Source organism: Aeromonas sp. sif2433, from assembly GCF_019218705.1.
Taxonomy (GTDB): domain Bacteria; phylum Pseudomonadota; class Gammaproteobacteria; order Enterobacterales; family Aeromonadaceae; genus Aeromonas; species Aeromonas encheleia.
This window is the reverse complement of record NZ_JAHUXD010000011.1, coordinates 92833-112285: the sequence shown is the minus strand read 5'-3', so window position 1 is coordinate 112285 and position 19453 is coordinate 92833. Positions and strand designations below refer to the sequence as shown.

General features: G+C 66.4%; 17 protein-coding genes. 2 read left to right on the top strand and 15 right to left on the bottom strand.

Annotated elements, in window-relative coordinates; all coding sequences use genetic code 11:
* Positions 1 to 141: 141 nt before the first annotated feature.
* From KW825_RS16755 to KW825_RS16710, 10 genes are all read right to left on the bottom strand, one after another.
* Positions 142 to 1050, bottom strand: a complete 909-nt coding sequence (locus KW825_RS16755) for a pseudouridine-5'-phosphate glycosidase (RefSeq protein WP_218329847.1) — start codon at positions 1048 to 1050, stop codon at positions 142 to 144.
* The gene (locus KW825_RS16750) at positions 1044 to 2135 is read right to left on the bottom strand and encodes a PfkB family carbohydrate kinase (RefSeq protein ID WP_218290503.1); all 1092 of its coding nucleotides are present in this window, start codon (positions 2133 to 2135) and stop codon (positions 1044 to 1046) included. Before KW825_RS16750 ends, KW825_RS16755 begins: the two co-directional genes overlap by 7 nt.
* Positions 2136 to 2278: 143 nt before the next feature.
* On the bottom strand, positions 2279 to 2701 hold the full coding sequence (gene nirD / locus KW825_RS16745) for a nitrite reductase small subunit NirD (protein WP_242377288.1): 423 nt from the start codon (positions 2699 to 2701) through the stop codon (positions 2279 to 2281).
* Positions 2698 to 5232, bottom strand: coding sequence for a nitrite reductase large subunit NirB (gene nirB / locus KW825_RS16740; protein ID WP_371315821.1), 2535 nt, complete (start codon positions 5230 to 5232; stop codon positions 2698 to 2700). Before nirB ends, nirD begins: the two co-directional genes overlap by 4 nt.
* Positions 5233 to 5384: 152 nt before the next feature.
* Positions 5385 to 6206, bottom strand: coding sequence for an ABC transporter ATP-binding protein (locus KW825_RS16735; protein WP_218329846.1), 822 nt, complete (start codon positions 6204 to 6206; stop codon positions 5385 to 5387).
* Between the two features lie 219 nt (positions 6207 to 6425).
* Complete coding sequence (locus tag KW825_RS16730) at positions 6426 to 7385, bottom strand: ABC transporter permease (protein WP_218329845.1); 960 nt, start codon at positions 7383 to 7385, stop codon at positions 6426 to 6428.
* Positions 7386 to 7399: 14 nt separating this feature from the next.
* On the bottom strand, positions 7400 to 8755 hold the full coding sequence (locus KW825_RS16725) for a CmpA/NrtA family ABC transporter substrate-binding protein (protein ID WP_256353905.1): 1356 nt from the start codon (positions 8753 to 8755) through the stop codon (positions 7400 to 7402).
* Positions 8756 to 9043: 288 nt separating this feature from the next.
* Positions 9044 to 9628, bottom strand: a complete 585-nt coding sequence (locus KW825_RS16720; protein WP_218329844.1) for an ANTAR domain-containing response regulator — start codon at positions 9626 to 9628, stop codon at positions 9044 to 9046.
* A 140-nt stretch (positions 9629 to 9768) separates the two neighbouring features.
* Positions 9769 to 10527, bottom strand: coding sequence for a uroporphyrinogen-III C-methyltransferase (gene cobA, locus KW825_RS16715; protein ID WP_218329843.1), 759 nt, complete (start codon positions 10525 to 10527; stop codon positions 9769 to 9771).
* A 22-nt stretch (positions 10528 to 10549) separates the two neighbouring features.
* Positions 10550 to 13192, bottom strand: a complete 2643-nt coding sequence (locus KW825_RS16710) for a molybdopterin-dependent oxidoreductase (RefSeq protein ID WP_218329842.1) — start codon at positions 13190 to 13192, stop codon at positions 10550 to 10552.
* A 318-nt stretch (positions 13193 to 13510) separates the two neighbouring features.
* Between KW825_RS16710 and KW825_RS16705 the strand changes: the two genes are divergently transcribed.
* A complete protein-coding gene (locus KW825_RS16705) occupies positions 13511 to 14026 on the top strand; it encodes an RNA methyltransferase (RefSeq protein ID WP_218329841.1) in 516 nt (171 codons plus the stop codon).
* A gap of 166 nt (positions 14027 to 14192) precedes the next feature.
* Here the strand turns inward: KW825_RS16705 and KW825_RS16700 are convergent, their stop codons facing one another.
* Positions 14193 to 14933, bottom strand: a complete 741-nt coding sequence (locus KW825_RS16700; RefSeq protein ID WP_218290497.1) for a hypothetical protein — start codon at positions 14931 to 14933, stop codon at positions 14193 to 14195.
* Positions 14934 to 15136: 203 nt separating this feature from the next.
* Here KW825_RS16700 and KW825_RS16695 point away from each other — a divergent pair, with 203 nt between their 5' ends.
* Positions 15137 to 15568 (top strand): universal stress protein, encoded by a 432-nt coding sequence (locus tag KW825_RS16695; RefSeq protein WP_218329840.1) that lies wholly within the window; start codon positions 15137 to 15139, stop codon positions 15566 to 15568.
* 61 nt (positions 15569 to 15629) lie between these two features.
* Here the strand turns inward: KW825_RS16695 and KW825_RS16690 are convergent, their stop codons facing one another.
* The 4 genes from KW825_RS16690 to crl form a co-directional block, all read right to left on the bottom strand.
* Complete coding sequence (locus tag KW825_RS16690) at positions 15630 to 16265, bottom strand: murein L,D-transpeptidase catalytic domain family protein (RefSeq protein WP_218329839.1); 636 nt, start codon at positions 16263 to 16265, stop codon at positions 15630 to 15632.
* 155 nt (positions 16266 to 16420) lie between these two features.
* Complete coding sequence (locus KW825_RS16685) at positions 16421 to 17674, bottom strand: glutamate-5-semialdehyde dehydrogenase (RefSeq protein WP_218329838.1); 1254 nt, start codon at positions 17672 to 17674, stop codon at positions 16421 to 16423.
* 111 nt (positions 17675 to 17785) lie between these two features.
* The gene (gene proB / locus KW825_RS16680; protein WP_042651702.1) at positions 17786 to 18889 is read right to left on the bottom strand and encodes a glutamate 5-kinase; all 1104 of its coding nucleotides are present in this window, start codon (positions 18887 to 18889) and stop codon (positions 17786 to 17788) included.
* 125 nt (positions 18890 to 19014) lie between these two features.
* On the bottom strand, positions 19015 to 19407 hold the full coding sequence (gene crl, locus KW825_RS16675; RefSeq protein WP_042651701.1) for a sigma factor-binding protein Crl: 393 nt from the start codon (positions 19405 to 19407) through the stop codon (positions 19015 to 19017).
* Positions 19408 to 19453 lie beyond the last annotated feature (46 nt).

Here is a 19453-nt window from a genome sequence, read left to right as displayed (position 1 = left end):
CTCGCAGGTTATTCGCTGGTAAAGGCGACAGGTGGCCGGGTTTATTTATCCAGACCAGCAGGCTGCCGCCCTCCACCAGGCATAGCGGCGCACAATAGCAAAGAGGGCCAGAAGGCCCTCTTGTTCATGCATGACTTCGCCTTACAGGCTGGCGGCGATACGCGCCCCTAGGGCGGCGTTGTTCAGCACCAGCTGGATATTGGCCGCCAGCGAGTTGCCGCCGGTCAGCTCGCACACCCGCGCCAGCAGGAAGGGGGTAGACTCCTTGCCCTTGACGCCCTGCTCGTCCGCCTCGCGCAGCGCCTGCGCGATCGCCGCGTCTATGTCGGCCTTGGGCATGGCAAACTCGGTCGGGATCGGGTTGGTCACCACGGCGCCGCCGGCCAGCCCCAGCTCCCATTTCAGGCGCAGCGCCTGTGCGATCGCAGCCGGGGTATCGAGGCGGTAATCCACCTTGAAGCCACTCTCGCGGGTGTAGAAGGCGGGCAGCTCCTCGGTCTGGTAGCCGATGACCGGCACCCCCTGGGTCTCCAGATACTCCAGGGTCAGGCCGATGTCGAGTATCGACTTGGCACCGGCGCAGACCACGGCCACCGGGGTCTGGGCAAATTCCTGCAGATCCGCCGAGATGTCGAACGTCTCCTGAGCACCGCGGTGCACACCGCCGATGCCGCCGGTGGCGAACACCCGGATGCCGGCCATGGCGGCGATGATCATGGTGGAGGCCACGGTCGTCGCCCCCAGCCCCTTGTTCGCCAGCACGAAGGGGATGTCCCGGCGGCTGCACTTGATGGCGGCATGACCGGCCCGACCCAGCGCCTCCAGCGCCCCCGCATCCAGACCCACCTTGAGGCGGCCATCCAGGATGGCGATGGTGGCCGGCACGGCGCCGTTATCGCGCACCACCTGCTCCACCTGGCGCGCCGTCTCCACGTTCTGCGGATAGGGCATGCCGTGGGAGATGATGGTGGACTCCAGCGCCACTACCGGTTTGCCGGCGGCCAGGGCCGCGGCCACTTCTGGTTGGATATCGAGATAAGCGTTCAACATGGGTACTCCTCCAGCATGCGTTCAACGGCGGCCTTGGATAGGCCGGAAAAGACGGTATCGGAACAATTGACGGTGAGGGCGGCGCAGCCGAGGGCGAAACGGGTGGTCTCGGCCATGTCAGCCTCCAGCAACCAGGCGTGGGCCAGCCCTGCCATGAAGGCATCGCCGCCGCCGGTCACGTTGACGACCGGGCTGCCGAGCACGGGCAGATGGCCCTGGCACTCCCCGTCGCTATAGAAAATCCCCTGATCGCCGAGGCTCAGGAACAGCCGTTGCACCCCGGCGCGGTGGAACCAGGCCGCCGCCATGGGCCAGCTCTCGGGGCCGGCGATGCGGAAGCCGCACAGCTGCTCGGCCTCGCTGCGATTGGGTTTGAGGGTGTGGATGCGGTGCAGCCAGGGGCGGATCTTCTCCACCTTGGCCACCGAGACGGTGTCGACGAAGATGATGTGCTCCCCTTGGCGCTCGAACAGCCAGTCGAGGGTGTGGGTGGCGAGGTTGGTGTCGAGCACCCAGAGCCGGGCCGCGCCGAGGAAGCCGCTGAGCTGGCTGAGCCTTGCCGGGGTGAGTTCGTCGATGATCGCCATGTCGTTGACGGCGCAGCTCATCTCGCCGCTGCCATCGTGCAGGCTGAGGTAACAGGAGGTCGCCTGCCCTTCCAGCACCAGCACCTGGCGCACGTCGACGCCGGCACGCTGGCTCACCTCCAGCAGGTGGTGACCGTACTGATCGTTGCCCACCGCGGTCAGCAACCGGGTATCGGTGCCGAGCCGCGCCAGGTTCTCGGCGATGTTGCGCCCCACCCCGCCGGCCGAGGTGCGGACCTTGCCGGGGTTGGAGTCACCGATGCGCAGGTTGTCGTGGCTGCAGCCGCAGATATCCATGTTGGCGCCGCCGATCACCACGGCGTAGGGACCCTCGCGCAGCACATAGCCACGCCCCTGCACATAGCCCTGGCGCATCAGGCTGGAGATGTGGCTCGCCAGCGCCGAGCGGCTGATGCCGAGCCTGTCTGCCAGATCCTGTTGGGCAATCATGGGATCCTGGCGCAGCAGGGCGAGGATCTCTTGTTCACGTTCCGTCATAGACAAACATCCAGTTACAAACGTTTGTCCATTATTTCCGAAAAACGTTTTCCCGCCATCCTCTCGTGCAAGAAATGTCGGGTCAGCCACAAAAAATCACCGGGCCTGGCCCGGTGATCCTCCATGACAGGATCCGGCACCGATCAGCTCAGCAGCACCCAGACCGCCCCCTCACTCTGCATCACCGGCCAGCAGGCCACCCGCAGCGCCGGATCGTCGAGGCAGCGGCCATCGGCCAGGGCATAGCGCTGCTTGTAGAGCGGCGAGGCCACCACGGGCTCGCCGCCGCAATCCCCCACCAGGCCGCGCCCCAACACCGCCACCCCGGCCCGCGGATCCACGTCATCCAGCGCATAGACCCGCTCACCGAGGCGAAACAGCGCCAGCGCCCGCCCCTCCAGCCAGGCGCTGCGGCCCCCCTGCTCCGGCAAGGCCGAGAGCGCGCACACCCGCAGCCACTGGCCATGTTCACTGTGCAACCTGTCTTCCCCGAGCTCATTCATAGCCACACCTCGCAGTTGCCCACCCTGTTCGGGATCTAACAAGGCTTCCATCCCCTCGCTCATATCAGCTCCTTGATACTGATTGCCGGCACCCACTGGCCCCGCTCCGCCCGGCGGGGAGGCGTGCTCCCCTCCGGCTGGTTGACGAAGGCCTCGAACAGCTTCAGCTTGTCCGGATCCGCCAGCGTGCTCTTCCACTCGCACTGCCAGCTGCCGACGATCTCACCCATCATGGCCTCCAGCTCGGTCCCAATGCCGAGCCTGTCGTCTATGATGACTGACTTGAGGTAGTCGAGCCCCCCCTCCATGCCCTCCATCCAGACCGAGGTGCGCTGCAGCCGATCGCCGGTGCGCACGTAGAACATCAGCAGCCGGTCTATGTAGCGGATCAGGGTCTGCTCATCGAGGTCGATGGCGAACAGATCGGCGTGGCGCGGCCGCATGCCGCCGTTGCCGCACACATAGAGGTTCCAGCCGCGCTCGGTGGCGATGACGCCTATGTCCTTGCTCTGGGCCTCGGCGCACTCCCGGGTGCAGCCGGAGACCGCGAACTTCAGCTTGTGGGGCGCCCGCAGCCCCTTGTAACGGTTTTCCAGGGTCTGGGTCAGGCTCATGGAGTCCTGCACCCCGTAGCGACACCAGGTCGAGCCGACGCAGGACTTCACGGTGCGCACCGACTTGCCATAGGCCTGGCCTGTCTCGAAGCCCGCCGCCACCAGCTCGCCCCAGATGGCGGGCAGCTGATCGACCCGGGCACCGAACAGGTCGATGCGCTGGCCGCCGGTGATCTTGGTGTAGAGCCCGTACTTGCGCGCCACCTCCCCTATGGTGATGAGCCCCTGCGGGGTGATCTCGCCCCCGGGGATGCGCGGCACCACCGAGTAGGTGCCGTCCTTTTGCAGGTTGGCGAGGAAGGTATCGTTGCTGTCTTGCAGGCCACGCAGCGGTTTCTCCAGCACGTGCTCGTTCCACAGGGACGCCAGGATGGAACCGACCGTCGGCCGGCAGATGTCGCAACCCAGGCCATGACCGTGCTTGTCACGCAGCGCCTCGAAGCTCTTCAGCTCGCCGACCCTGGCCAGGTGATAGAGCTCCTGGCGACCGTAGGCGAAGTGCTCGCACAGCCCCTTGTCCGCCTCTACCCCGATTTCGCTCAGGGTCTGCTCCACCACCTGCTTGAGCAGGTTGCTGCAGCCGCCGCAGCCGGTACCCGCCTTGGTGCAACTCTTGATCGCCGCCAGCTCGTGATTGCCCGCCTTGACCGCCGCCACCACGGCCCCCTTGCTGACGTTATGGCAGGAGCAGAGGATGGCGCTGTCCGGCAGCACCAGAGGCGCGGGGGCGCCGCCCGCTTCCCCCACCAGCAGGGAGAGCGGCGGCTGGGGCAGCGCCATGCCGTTCTGGTAGTACTGCAACAGCCGCTCGTAGTCGGCCCCGTCCCCCACCAGAATGGCGCCGAGCAGGCGGCCCCCCTCGCCGTCGGTCACCAGCTTCTTGTAGACCCCGTTGACCCTGTCCAGCAGCAACAGCTCCTGGGCCCCGGCGGTGCTGGCGTGGGCATCGCCGATGGAGCCCACATCCACCCCCATCAGCTTGAGCTTGGTGGACATGTCCGCCCCGGCGAAGCGGGCATCGCCGCCGCACAGGCTGGCCACGGCGGCGCGGGCCATCTGGTAGCCGGGGGCCACCAGCCCGAAGATCCGGCCCTGCCAGAGCGCACACTCGCCGATGGCCAGCACGGCGGGATCCGAGCTATGGCAGCCGTCGTCGATGCAGATGCCGCCACGCTCGCCCAGGGTCAGCCCGGCCTGGCGCGCCAGCCCGTCGGCGGGGCGGATCCCCGCCGAGAACAGGATCACGTCCGTCTCCAGGTGACTGCCATCCTTGAATACCAGCCGGTGGCGGGCCTGCTCCCCGTCCTCGATGCACTCGGTGGCCCGCTCCACCAGCACCTCGACCCCGAGCGCCCGGATCTTGTCCCGCAGCACGGCGCCGCCGCTCTCGTCGAGCTGTACCGGCATCAGCCGCGGGGCGAACTCCACTACCTGGGTCTTGAGGCCGAGCAGACGCAGCGCATTGGCGGCCTCCAGCCCGAGCAGGCCGCCGCCGATCACCACGCCGCTGCGCGCCTGGGCGCAGGCATCGCGGATGGCGGCGAGATCCCCCAGGGTGCGGTAGACGAAGCAGCCCTCACGCCGATGGCCGGGGATGGGCGGCACGAAGGGCACCGAGCCGGTCGCCAGCACCAGCCGGTCGTAGGGGAAGCGCTCGCCATCGGCCAGGGTCAGGGTGCGGGTCTCCCGGTCCAGCGCCTCCACCTCGGCTCCCAGCCGCAGCGCTATGCCCTGCGCCTCATACCAGGCGGGATCCGCCAGCTGCAGCGCCTGTGGCGCCTTGCCGCCAAACACCTCCGACAGGTGCACCCTGTCATAGGCGGAGTCCGGCTCGGCCCCGAATACGGTCACCTCGAAGCGCGCCAGGCCGCCAGCCGCCGCCAGCTGCTCGACGAAGTGGTGGCCCACCATGCCGTTGCCGATCACCAGCAGACGTTGTTTCTCGCCCCTCTCGGGCGATTCGACGAAGTGGTGGTCCATCTCATCATCCATGCCGTTGCCGATGACCAGCAGACGTTGCTTCTCAACCCTGCCGGGGGATTCGACGACCTGGTGATCGATCAAATCCATGCCCTTGCCCACCAGCAATCTTTGTTTGTGATCCATGTGTCTCTTCCTTGAATTCTGGGAGTTCAGGCCCGCAGCTTGCTGCGCACCAGCTCGGCCGCCTTGAGCGGGGTCACCTTGCGCTGCTTCTCGTAGAGGAAGCGCAGCACCTGCTGGCGCAGCCTGTGATACTGGGGGTCGTCCGCCAGGGCAACCCTGTCTCTGGGCCTTGGCAGGTCCACGGTCAGGATCTCCCCGACGGTGGCACTGGGGCCATTGGTCATCATGCAGATGCGATCGGAGAGCAGCACCGCCTCGTCCACGTCGTGGGTGATCATGATGACGGTGTTGCCGAGCTCGGCCTGGATGGCCATCAGCGCATCCTGCAGATGGGCCCGGGTCAGGGCGTCGAGGGCACCGAACGGCTCGTCCATCAGCAGCACCTTGGGGGAGAGCGACAACGCGCGGGCGATGCCGACCCGCTGCTTCATGCCCCCCGACAGCTCGTGGGGCATCTTCTGGCTGGCGTGATCCATCTGCACCAGCGACAGGTAGTAATCGACCCGCTCCGCCACCGCCCGCCGATCCGGCTCCACCTGCCGGGCGGCCAGCGCCACGTTCTGCTGGACGCTGAGCCAGGGCAGCAGCGCATGGTTCTGGAACACCATGGCCCGCTCCGGCCCGGGCCCCACCACCTCGCGCCCGTCCAGGATGATGCCCCCGGTGGTGGGATCCAGCAGCCCGGCCACCAGGTTGAGCACTGTACTCTTGCCACAGCCGGAGTGACCGATGAGGGAGACGAACTCCCCCTGCTCGATGCGCAGGTTGACCCGGCTGAGGGCCTCGAAGCGGCCCCGCTCAGTCTCGAACGAAACGCCGACATCGCTGATCTGCAGATAACTTTTCATTGGCGGTTCTCCTGCCTGAATATGTGATTCGTCTCTAGTGCAACCCTTGACGCTTGTCCTGAAGCGGGACCACTGCTGCACAAGTCCCTAACGCAACACCTGCCGCTTGCCCTGAAGCAGAACCACTGCCGCCAGGCCCGGCTCTCCCTCTGTTGCCGACACGGCCCTAACGCAATGCCTGCCGCTTATCCTGCAGCGGGGCCACTGCTGCACAAGTTCCTAACGCAATGCCTGGCGTTTATCCCAGGAGAGCCACTGCTGCAGGGCCAGCATGCCCCTGTCCAGACCGCAGCCGATGAGGCCTATGGTGACCACGGCCACCATGATGCGGGCCAGGGAGGCCGAGCCGCCGCTCTGGAACTCGTCCCACACGAACTTGCCGAGCCCCGGGTTCTGGGCCAGCATCTCGGCCGCGATCAGCACCATCCAGGCCACCCCGAGGGAGAGCCGCAGCCCGGTGAAGATCATGGGCAGGGCGCCGGGCAACACGATGCGGCGCACGTGGGTCCAGAAGGAGAGCCGCAACACCCGGCTGACGTTGTGCAGGTCGCTGTCCAGCCCCGCCACCCCGACCGCGGTGTTGATCAGGGTCGGCCAGAGGGAGCAGAGGGTCACCGTCAGCGCAGAGGTGACGAAGGACTTGGCGAGCCAGGGCGCTGGGCTGGCGTAGAGCGCGCTCACCACCAGGGTGATGAGGGGCAGCCAGGCCAGCGGCGACACCGGCTTGAGCAGCTGGATCACCGGGTTGGCGGCACGATAGAGCCCCTGGTTCATGCCGAGCAGCAGGCCGCACGGGATGGCGATCAGGCTGGCCAGCCCGAAGCCGCACAGCACTGTGAGCAGGCTGGTGGCGATCTGATCGAAGAAGGTGGGGCGCCCGGTATAGGGGCGCAGCTTCACCTCGGCCGCCGGATCCTGCGCCAGCCGCTCGGCGTTGCGCAGCTGCTGGCGCTCGAGGAAGGCGGCCGCCTTCTCCCGCTGTGCCAGATGCTCCTGCCCCAGGGACCAGAGCTGGGTCAGGGTCGCCACCGGCCCGGGCAGGGTGCCCAGGCTGGTCTGCACCTGGCTCGCCCCCCACTGCCAGAGGCCGAGGAACAGCAGCACGCCGAGCAGGGGCTGCACCAGGGGTTTCCAATCAATGGCTTTCCAATTGATGAGTTGCCACTTGTGTCGTTTCATCGGAATCTCCTTGCTCATTGCACCCGCTCATCGCCCTTGAGGCCGATGGCAAACTGTTGCAGGTAGGCGTTGGGATGACGCCCGTCGTAGATCAAGCCGTCGATGAAGCCATCCTGGGGACCGCGATAACCCTGCTCGCTGGCAAAATCGGGGAAGTCACTCGCCTTTAACTTGCCCTCGGCGATGAGCGCCTCGGCCGCCTGGTGGTAGACCTCGGGTCGATAGACGGCCCTGGCGACCTGCTCGAACCAGGCATCCGGTTTCCCCTGCGGGATCTGGCCCCAGCGCCGCATCTGGGTCAGGTACCAGATGGCATCGGAGTAGAAGGGGTAAGTTGCCTGATGGCGGAAGAAGACGTTGAAGTCCGGCAGCTGGCGCACGTCCCCCTTGGCGTACTCGAAGGTGCCCACCATGGAGCCGGCGATCACCGCCTCGTCGGCCCCCACGTATTCCGGCCTCGCCAGCAATTTTGCCGCCTCGCGCCTGTTGCCGTTCTGCTCGGCATCCAGCCACCAGGCCGCCCGCAGCAGTGCCTTCACCAGCCGGATGTGGGTGTTGGGATGGCGCTCGGCCCAGCTACGGGTGACGCCGAATACCTTCTCCGGGTTGTTGCGCCAGATCTCGTAATCGGTGATGACGGGCACCCCTATCCCCCTGGCGACCGCCTGCTGGTTCCAGGGCTCCCCCACGCTGTAGCCGGCTATGGTGCCCGCCTCCAGGGTGGCGGGCATCTGCGGCGGCGGCGTGACCGACAGCAGCACCTCCGCCTGGAGCTGGCCCGAGCTGTCACCCTGATCGGGGGCATAGAAGCCGGGGTGGAGCCCGCCGGCCGCCAGCCAGTATCTGAGTTCGTAGTTGTGGGGGGAGACGGGGAACACCATCCCCATGTTGAACGGCTTGCCCGCCTGCCGGTATTGGGCCACCACGGGTTTGAGCGCCGCCGCACTCACCGGCGCCGGCACCTGACCCGTCACCGGCTTGGGCAGATGGGGCTGCATGGCGGCCCACACCGGGTTGGCGACAGTGATGCCGTTGCCGTTGAGATCCATGGCGAAGGCCGTCACCAGCTCGGCCTGAGTGCCGATGCCGATGTGGGCGGCCAGCGGCTGACCCGCCAGCATCTGGGCGCCGTCCAGCTCGCCGTCGATCACCCGATCCAGCAGCACCTTCCAGTTCGCCTGCGCCTCCAGGGTGACGTAGAGCCCCTCGTCCTCGAAGTAGCCGCGCTCATAGGCCACCGCCAGCGGCGCCATGTCGGTCAGCTTGATGAAGCCGAGCTTGAGCTCCTCCTGCTCGGGAGCCCCCACCGCCAGCGCCGGCAGCGACAACATCGCCAGCAGCAGGGCCGCACATCCTTGTCTCTTGTTCATTCGCCTTCCTCGCTCAGATCCAGTCATGGGCGGTCATCCCTCTGCGCCGTTGCAGGGTCGCGACCAAAAAAAAGCCTCACCGATCCGGGATCGGTGAGGCCTCTTTGCCCTGTTGCGAGTGACGGGCCCGTGGGCGCCGTCACTCCTTGTCTGCTGGGTAATTCACTTTCCATGCCAGCTTGGCCAGGCCACTGAAAACGGGCCTGTCCCGTCCCTTTCTTCCTGCTTTGCCTCCTCATTTGCCTCAATAAGGCGCAACTGCACCAAAACGGTTGCTCCGCGAGGGCATCAAACGGGCAGGGCCAGCAACAACTGCCGCGCCAGCTCCCCCAGGCTCAGGTGGCGGCTCATGGCGGTGCTGCGCATCAGCCGGTAGGCCTGCTCCTCGTCCAGCCCCTGATGGCGCATCAGCCGCCCCTTGGCCTGCTCGACCAGCCGCCTCTCCTCCAGCTTCTGGCGCAGCTCGGCTTCGGTTTGCGCCAGCGCCTGCACCATGGCCAGCTGACTGCGGGCCAGCCGCAGCCACTGCTCGACCGGCTCCCGCTCGCCACACGGATGCGGCACCAGCAGCACCCCCTGCTGCAACAGGGCGATCTGGGGCTCGGCGCCGAGTCGCTCGCAAAACAGCAGGCGCGGCACCCCGGGCCAGAGAGAGAGGCCGAGCCGCACCTCGGCACCGAACTGGCGACTGCTGATGAGCAGGGCATCCCCCTGCCCGTCCGGGGTCAACAGCTGGCGGCTGTCCAGGATCTGCGGCTGATGGCCGTAGTGGCTGACCAGCAGGGCCAGGCGGTTGGCCTGACCCGGCTCGTCGGCGTGGATCAGCAGGCGGGAAGGGGGGCCGGCACGGCCCCCGGGGGGAAGAGTGGTCATGGCGCTCCTTGCCAACGGCTAGCGCAGCTTGTCTGTCGCTGCTTGTTCACCGCAGATGACGCAACATGAAGGCCAACTATTTGAATATACCCCCTTTTTATCCATCTGGAGGTAGTGGGGGTAGGGGCCGAGACGGCGGCTCAGGCCACCCGATCCAGCGCCTGGGTCAGCAGGGCGTTCAGCTCGGAGCGCAGACTCACCACCTCCCCCATGATCATCAGCACGGGACTCTGGCCGAGCAGCGCCAGCGCCGCCTCCCCCAGTGCAGCCAGCCGGGTCTCATGCACCCGCTGTTGCGGGCTGCAACCGGCCACCACCAGCGCCACCGGCAGATCCGGCGAGGCGCCGGCCGCCAGCAGTCCCTGCCGGATCCGGGCCGCCCGCTCCAGCCCCATGTAGAACACCAGGGTGTGGCCGGCCCGGGTCAGCCCCTGCCAGCCCTGGTAGTCGCGCTCGTCCATCAGATGACCCGTCACCAGGGTCAGGGAGCGCGCCAATCCCCGGTGGGTCAGGGGGATCAGGCTGCTGGCGGCGCAACCCAGCGCCGCCGTGATGCCGGGCACCAGCTCGGCTTCGATGCCGTGGCGGGCCAGGTGCAGCGCCTCCTCCCCGCCGCGGCCGAACACCAGGGGATCACCCCCTTTGAGCCGCACCACCCGCTTGCCGGTGCGGGCCAGCGCCAGCAACAGGGCGTTGATCTGCGCCTGGCTCGGGCTAGGCTCGCCGCAGCGCTTGCCCACGTCGAAACGGGCCGCGCCCTGGGGAATGCGGGCCAGGATCTCGCTCCCCACCAGCCGGTCATAGATCACCACCTCCGCCGCCTCCAGCCGTTGCAGGGCGCGCAGGGTCAACAATTCGAGCGGGCCTGGACCGGCCCCTACCAGACTGACATGGCTCATCTCACACTCCTTGTGCCCCGTCTTAAGCGGAGGCGATAAAAACATGTTTAATCAACAGTTTGTCGATCTCGGGCAGACAGGTGCCGCAGTTGCTGCCACAGCCGAGCAAGGCCTGCAGCCCCGCCAGCTCGCTCACCCCCTGCCGGGTGATGGCGTCGACGATGCGTCCCTCCGACACCCGCAGGCAGGAGCAGACCAGCCGGCTCTCCCCGGCCAGGGCAGCGCTCAGGGTCTGGCTCAGGGCCCCCGCCTGCAAGGGCGTGCCGAGCAGGCTCGCCAGCAGGGAGACCTTGAGATCCGGCCATCGCTCGCCCACCAGCAGGATGCCGTCGATGCGATCCTGCACCAGCGCCACCGCGAGCCAACCCTGTGCGAGTGGCAGCCGCAGCCAGCGCCCCGTCGCCCCCAGCCGCTGCCACAGCGCCGCCGGACTCTCTGACCAGGAGGCCAGCAGGGTGCAGTTGCCCTCGGGCAGGGGGCGTTTGGCCCACCAGTCCACCGCCTCTCCCCAGGGCTGCTGGCCCAGCCAGAGCCCCTGCCAGCGGGTTTGCTGCGGCTCGGCCATCACCCGTCCCTGCTTGAACATGGGCTGGCCCGAGAGGGGATCCACCACGGCGGCGATGAGGCGATTGACCGCCCCCTGGCTGCACTGGCTGTCGGTCCAGTGCATGGGCAGGAAGGCCTCCCCCTCCCGCAACCCCTCATCCACCCCGATCAGCAGCCGCGCCTCGCCCAGCCCGTTGTAGAGGCGCACCAGCTCCCCCTCGGCCAGTCCGAGCGCCAGCAAGCTGGCGGCCCCCACCCGCAGCTTGGGCCAGGGCTCCGCCTCCTGCAGGCGGAGTACATGGCCGGTGCGGGTCATGGTGTGCCACTGATCCCGCAGCCGGCCCGAGTTGAGCAACAAGGAGAGGCCCGCCGGCTGCAGCACCGCTTTTGGCTCGGCAACGGCGACAGGTTCGGGGGGAAAGTGCTGGGCCAGGGGCAACAGACGGGCCCGTCCATCCGGGGTGGGGAAGCGCCCATCCTCGAACAGACGGGCACGGCCCTTGGGCCAGGCGGCGTTGACCGGCCAGCTCAGGGGCTCCAGCGCCTCGAACTCGGCGCGGCTGAGGCGGGCCAGCCCCGAGATGTCGAACTGGCGGGCCCCTTCGTTCTCGAAGCCGGACAGGGCGGCGTGCTCGCCGAAGATCTCGTGCTCATGCTCATAGGCGAAGCCCTCGCCAAAGCCGAGCCGGCGGGCCAGCTGGGTCAGCGCCCACCAGTCGGGCCTGGCCTCTCCCGGCAGGGGCAGGAAGGCGCGCTGGCGGCTGATGGTGCGCTCCGAGTTGGTAACCGTGCCCCCCTTCTCGCCCCAGGCGGCGGCGGGCAGCAACAAATGGGCCAGCCGCGCCGTGTCGGTGTCGGCGGTCACCTCGGAGACCACCAGCAGCTCGCAGCGGGCCAGCGCCTCGCGCACCCGGTTGCCATCGGGCAGGGAGACCGCCGGGTTGGTGCCGAGCACCCAGAGCGCGCGTATCTCCCCCCGCGCCACCGCCTCGAACAGCGCCACCGCCTTGTGGCCCGGGCCGCGCACCATGGTCGGGCTCTGCCAGAAGCGCTGCACCCGGTCGCACTCGGCCTCGCCAAAGCCCATGTGGGCCGCCAACTGGGTCGCCAGCCCGCCCACCTCGCGCCCGCCCATGGCATTCGGCTGCCCGGTCATGGAGAAGGGGGCCGCCCCCGGCTTGCCGATGCGCCCGCACAGCAGGTGGGCGTTGATGATGGCGTTGGCCTTGTCCACCCCCTGGTTGGACTGGTTGATCCCCTGGCAGAACAGGGTGACGGTGCGGGGGGTGCGGGCAAACAGCCGATAGAAGCCGAGCAGATCCCCCGGCGCCAGGTCGCAGCTCTGGGCCACCGCCTCCAGCTGCCAGGCCGGATCGTCCAGCGCCGCCGCCAGCTCGCCAAAGCCGCTCACATGGCGCGCCACGTAATCCTTGTCCCAGCCATCGTGATCGAGCAGATAGCGGCAGAGCCCGTTCCACAGCGCCACGTCGCTGCCGGGCCTGAGCGCCAAGTGCAGATCCCCCTGCTCCGCCGTCATGGTGCGACGGGGATCCAGCACCACCAGCTTGAGCTCGGGCCGCCGCGCCCGCGCCTGTTGCAGGCGGCGAAACAGCACGGGATGGGTCCAGGCGGTGTTGGCGCCGGTGAGCACCACCAGATCCGCCAGCTCGAGATCCTCATAGCAGGCAGGCACCAGATCCTCGCCGAAGGCGCGCTGATGGGCCGCCACCGCCGACGACATGCAGAGCCGGGAGTTGGTATCCACGTTGGCGCTGCCGAGATAGCCCTTCATCAGCTTGTTGGCGACGTAGTAATCCTCTGTGGTGAGCTGACCCGACAGATAGATGCCGATGGCCGCTGGCCCGGATTCGGCCAATATGGTGGCGAAACGGTCGGCCAGGGTATCGAGCGCCTGGTCCCAGCCGATGCGCTGTCCCTGCCAGCGCGGATAGAGCAGGCGGTCGGGGAAGTCCAGACTCTCCAGCAGGCTGGCCCCCTTGACGCAGAGGGCGCCAGCGTTGGCCGGATGCCGTTCATCCCCCTGCAGTTGCCACTCATCGCCCTCCCGGCTCAGCCGGATGCCGCAGCCCACTCCACAATAGGCACAGGTGGTCTTCATTCCCTCGCTCCTTGTCGCCCGGCAGCCTCGCGGGTTGCCTTCCTTGCCCTGGCCCATGAAAAAGGCGTCCGCCCCCCAATGGGGACGGACGCCTTTGTCCGGCTGAGCCTCGATCATCTTGTCATGACGGATGACTGCAAAGCCTGCGCCAAGATGCGAGGCGCCCCGCCAGTGCGGCCACCGCCGCCGGGTTGCGCCGGGACGGTGCAGCTGCCCTCTTGTTGGGCCCCGCCAGGCAAAAACAGGCTCCCGCCCGACGACACTCATGGGCAAAGTGCGAGCCGGGGGTATAATGCGGCCGCCACAGAGGAGAGAGAGATGAAAGAGTCGGATTACGAGGGCGCTAAACGGGTCGATACAGCCTCAGCGGAGCATGCCGCGCCCGCTTATTGCTGCATCGGGCTGGTCAATCCCAAGTCGCCGGAGAACGTAGGGGCCGTGATGCGGGCCGCCGGCTGCTACGGGGCGGACGAGGTCTACTACACCGGCAGCCGCTTCGAGCTGGCGCGCCGCTTCGCCACCGACACCAAGCAGATGGTGGAGAAGATCCCGCTGCTCGGGGTCGAGGAGCTGCTGGCGTTCGTACCCGAAGGCTGCACCCCTGTGCTGGTGGATCTGATCGAGGGGGCCACCTCGCTGCCGGACTATGTGCACCCGGAGCGCGCATTCTACATCTTCGGCCCGGAGGACGGCACCCTGGATCCCGCCCGCTACGAGGCGGTGAAGGAGGTGATCTATGTGCCGACAAGAGGCTGCATGAACCTGGCCGCCTCGGTCAACGTGATCCTCTACGATCGACTGGCTAAGCGCCTGCGGGCCGGGCTGACAGAGTAAAGCTGCGATCTATGCGACCACACATAAAGGCTGCATAAACCTGGCCGCCTCGGTCAACGAGATCCTCTACGATCGGCTGGCCAAGCGCCTGCGGGCGGGACTGGGGGAGTAAGCCGGCGGTCAATATCACCACGCAAGCTGGGATGCATGGGCCTGGCCTTGCTGCCTACTTGGCTACCCTCGCCTCCTGCTCCTTGATAAAGGCGTGGTAGTAGTCATAGAGCTGGTTGTTGCGATAGATCTCGGCCAGGGTGCCGCCGCCAAGCAGCCGCCTCATGCCGGGATCCCAGTGCTGGCGCAGCTGCTGCCCACGCTCGGTGTCGGCGAAGATGGGATAGGTGGGCACCCAGCGCAGGAAGATCCTGCTCATGTCGGACGGGAGCTCCCCCTTCGGATAGAGCACGCCGGCGGTCAGATAGTAGCGGTAACGCTCCTTCGCCAGGAGCTGCATGGCCAGGGCGTGATCGTCGATCTCGTGCCAGCGCATGGGCACGGGAATAAACTTGTCAAAGGCCCAGCCCCGCAGCCACAGCACATCCTGACCCTGCAGGCTCACCTCGCCGGCCCAGAGCGGCAGCCACTTCTTCAGCATCAGCACAGTCACATCATCGGCCGAGGCCGGATAACTCGGCTGGTGTACCCCCTGCACCTCCCCCAGATAGACCCCCATCGCCATGTCGCCCCCCTTCTGCGCGACCACCGCCAGCGCCCGCTTGTAGGGCACTATGTGGGGATGGATGCGATAGCCTTCCGGCTCATAGATGGCACGCACTATGTCCAGATAGACACCACGGCCATCGTTCTGGCAGAAGCCGGGCCAGTCGTCGCAATAGACATGAATGACATCGGCCCGGGCGGACCAGGGGAGCAGCAGGCAGCACAACAAAAGCAGCAGCGGACGAACCATGTACCTGTATTTCCTCGGTGGCGGGTCTGTCAGCGGGGCCCACAGACAAAGGGCATGTTCAAGCCTTATCACATCATAGGAAGTGATCCTGGCGGATCACCTCTTTTTCCTGATTTTGCGAGCGGGTCGAGGGTAATTACCTCCTTGATGGGTATCATGAACAATAAGATTCATTAGCAACCCAATCAGAGGAGAGCCTTCTTATGCCTACCATCAAATCCTTGCTCTGCCCCGTCGATTTCTCCGAGATGTCCAAGGCCGTGCTCGACTACGCGGTCTTCATGGCCCAGAGCCATCAGGCCGAGCTCAGGCTGGTCCATGTGGTGGATCAGCTGCACGGTTTCGACAGCTACAAGATACTGCACATGACGGCCATCGAGATCACCCACGAGATGGAGCGTCAGGCCAAGACCCAGCTCAAGGAGCTGGTCGCCGATCTGGCCGTGCCCGCCACCTTCGAGGTCCGCTTCGGCCGTGCCGCCGATGAGATCGTCATCCAGGCGAAAGAGGACAAGGTTGACCTGGTGGTCATGGGCAGCCACGGCCGCTCCGGCATCAGCCACCTGCTGGTGGGCAGCGTCGCCGAGTCCGTGGTGCGTCACGCCCCCTGCCCGGTGCTGGTGGTGCGTAAATAACACTGCCGCCAACCGACATCCGAAGGCCGGCGCTCGCTGGCCTTCTTGCTATGGGGCCAACTCAGCCATGGGCGTAGATGACGCTTCCCTCCTTGATGATGTTGATGATGGCCCGCGACTGCTCCCTCGGCAGCGCGGGACAACCCCAGCTGCGGCCCAGCTTGTCGAACTTGAGCAGATGGCGTGGGCTGGCATAGTCAGCCCCGTGCACGACGATGGCGCGCTTGCGGGCGTTGCTGTTCTGACCGGGGCTCAGCCCATCGAGGCGCAGCGAGTAACCGTGCTTGCCCTGATAGGTCTCGGCGGTGCGATAGACCCCGAGGGAACTCTGCCGGGAATTGAGCTGATTGGAGAACTGGCGCGCGGCCAGCTCCCCCGAATTGCGACCGTGGCTGACCCAGGTGTGGTAGAGCAGCTTGTGGCGTTTCACATCGATCACAAACAGCCGGCGCTGGGTCGAGGGTTTGCTGTAGTCGATGATGGTGAGAATGGCCTTGCGCTTGTGACGCACATCTTGATAGCCCAGCAGGGCCTTGCGAAACACCTGCTTGTCGAGCTTGCCCGCCAGACCCAGCTGACGATAGAGATCCTGATCCCAACTGGCATGGCCGGCGCCGCTGAAACAGAGCGCCCCCAGCAGCAGCGGCAGGCTCAGCCAGAGCGCGCCTAGCCGCGTCATCCAATTTGTTCGCTTCATCCTTGAAGTCGCTCCCGTTCTTGCTGGTAGCCCAGGGGGCAAAATAGCGCCACACCTCGCAGGATAGTTATATGCAAGCCCCTGATAGGGCGCAATAAAAAAGCATAAAAATGCCGACATGGGTCGGCATCTTCACACGGGGTCAGGGGGCGCACTCAGGCACGACTCAGGTAGTCCGCCAGTCCCACCCATTTGTAGCTGGTGAGCTCGGTCAGCCCCATGGGGCCACGGGCGTGCAGCATCTGGGTCGACACCGCCACCTCGGCGCCGAGGCCAAACTGGCCACCGTCGGTGAAGCGGGTGGAGGCGTTGACATAGACAGCTGCCGAGCCGGCACCGTTGACGAAGCGCTCGGCATTGGCCAGATCGTTGGTCAGGATGGCGTCGGAGTGACCGGCATTGTGCTCGCGCATGTGCGCCAGCGCCTCGTTCACATCGGCCACCAGCTTGACCCCCAGAGTCAGCCCCAGCCACTCGGTATCGAAGTCTTCCGGGCCGGCGGCGCGCACGTTGTCAGCCCCCGCCAGCAGCGGCATGGCCTCGGGGCTGGCGACCAGGGTCACCTTGCGCTCGTTCATTAACTTGACCAGTTGCGGCAGCAATCGGGCGGCAACCCGCTCGTGCACCAGCAGGCTATCGAGGGAGTTGCAGGCGGAGGGGCGCTGCACCTTGGCGTTGTCGATTACGGCGAGGGAGCGCAGCAGATCGGCGCTCTCGTCCACGAAGATGTGGCTGATGCCGAAGCCACCGATGATGACGGGGATGGAGCTGTTCTCCTTGCACATCTTGTGCAGGCCGGCGCCACCACGGGGGATGATCATGTCCACATAACGGTCGAGGCGCAGCAACTCCCCCACCAGCGCCCGATCCGGGTTGTCGATGTATTGCACGGCCCCGGTCGGCAGGCCGGAAGCCGCCAGTGCGTGCTGGATCACCCGCACCAGCTCCAGGTTGGAGTGGAAGGTCTCACGACCGCCGCGCAGTATGCTGGCGTTGCCGGTCTTGAGGCAGAGGCTGGCGATGTCGATGGTGACGTTGGGACGCGCCTCGTAGATGACACCGATGACACCGATGGGCACCCGACGGCGGGAGAGGCGCAGGCCGTTCTCCAGCACCCGGCTGTCGATCTCGGCGCCGACCGGATCGTCGAGCACTATCACTTTGCGCACATCCGCCACTATCCCGGCCAGCCGCTCGGGGTTGAGCAGCAGCCGATCCAGCATGGCCTCAGCCAGGCCGGCCTCGCGGCCCGCCGCTATGTCCTTGGCGTTGGCGGCCAGGATCTGCTCGCTACGCGCCTCCAGTTCATCGGCGATGGCGGCCAGCGCCCGGTTCTTCTGCGCCGTGCTGATGGTGGCAAGTTGATAGGCGGCTTCGCGCGCCGCCTGCCCCATTTTCTCCAGACTCATGATTTGGTCCCTATCTGGGTGCAGCCTTGCAGCAGCACCATGTCGTCTCTGTGAATGGCCACGGCGACATGGCCGTAGCCCAATGCTGCAGGTTTATCTGATCCGGCCGCCTTACAGCAGCACCATGTCGTCTCTGTGGATGGCCACGGCGCCATAGCCGTAGCCCAGTACCTGCTCTATCTGATCCGAGTGCACGCCGCGCAACTTGTCCAGCTCCAGGTGATCGTAGCGGCAGATGCCGCGCGCCAGCTCGCGCCCCTTCGGATCCAGGATGCGCACCACATCGCCCCGCACGAAGTCGCCCCTCACCGCTATGATGCCCTTGGGCAGCAGGCTGGAGCCCTTGTCCTGCATGGCAGCGACGGCGCCCTGATCCACCTGGACCTCGCCGTGAGGGGGAGGGCCTGCCAGGATCCAGCTCTTGCGCCCTTCCAGCGGCGAGGCCAGCGCCGGGAACAGGGTGCCGACCCGCTCGCCCTTGGCGAGGCGACCTATCACCTCGGGGATCTGGCCGGTGGCGATCACCACCTTGACGCCGGCCCGGCGCGCCACGTCGGCCGCCTGCAGCTTGGTCGCCATGCCGCCGGTGCCGAGCCCGCTGACGCTGTCACCCGCCAGCTTGCGCAGGGTGTCGTCTATGGTCTGCACCTCTTCGATGAGCTGGGCATCGGGGTTGGTACGCGGATCGGCGGTGAAGAGCCCCTTCTGATCAGTCAGCAGGATCAGCAGGTCGGCATCCGCCAGGATGGCGGCGCGGGCGGAGAGGTTGTCGTTATCCCCCACCTTGATCTCGGCGGTCGCCACCGCATCGTTCTCGTTGATGACAGGGATGATGTGATGATCCAGCAGGGTACGCAGGGTATCGCGGGCATTGAGGTAGCGCTCCCTGTCCTCCAGATCGGCGCGGGTCAGCAGCATCTGGCCGATGTGCAGCCCGTAGAGGTTGAACAGGTCCTGCCACACCCGGATGAGCTGGGTCTGACCGACCGCCGCCAGCATCTGCTTGTTGGGCAGGGTCGGCGCCAGCGGGGGGTGGCCCAGATGCTCACGCCCGGCGGCGATGGCCCCCGAGGTGACTACCACGACGCGATGGCCGTGACGGTGCAGCGCCGCACACTGTCTGACCAGCTCCACCATATGGGCACGGTTGAGCCGGGCAGATCCCCCGGTGAGCACGCTGGTGCCCAGTTTGACGACTATGGTTCTGTTTTCCATGGGAACAAGGAGGTTAAAAAAGTAAGGGATCCTTTATACCCACGGCCTCGCAGCCCTGCAAGGCAATTAAACGCCGTTGAAAAGGAAGGGGCCCTGCGAGTCAAGGCCCGCAGGGCCGCGGCAGATCAGGCGGCGGTCACGCTCAGCTCGTTGGTCACCTGCTCGGCAGGGGTCAACTGGCACTCAAGTGCCGTCAGCTTGGCGCTGATGAGTTTGTAGAAGTGGTTGAGGGTGCGCTCGACTTCGACCTGGTGCTTCTTGGGCAGCGGCTTGTTGAGCCACTCCCCGTCCGCATTGTAGAAGCCGAACTGGTAGTGATAGCTGAAGCTGTGATCCTGCTGCTCCAGCACCAGCCACCAGCCCCAGAATTCCCGCTTGTCCGGCGCCGGCTTGGCGCTGATGCAGACGGAGAGGCAGTCGAAACGATAACGCCCCTCCTCACACAGGTCTTCCCGTAAATAGGGGCCAATGGCCGCGAATTGCCGCAGCAATCGCTTGTAGGTCACTCTTTCCGACATGCTAACCTCCCTGTTGAACAAGCCATATCATCACGCGATGATGTTA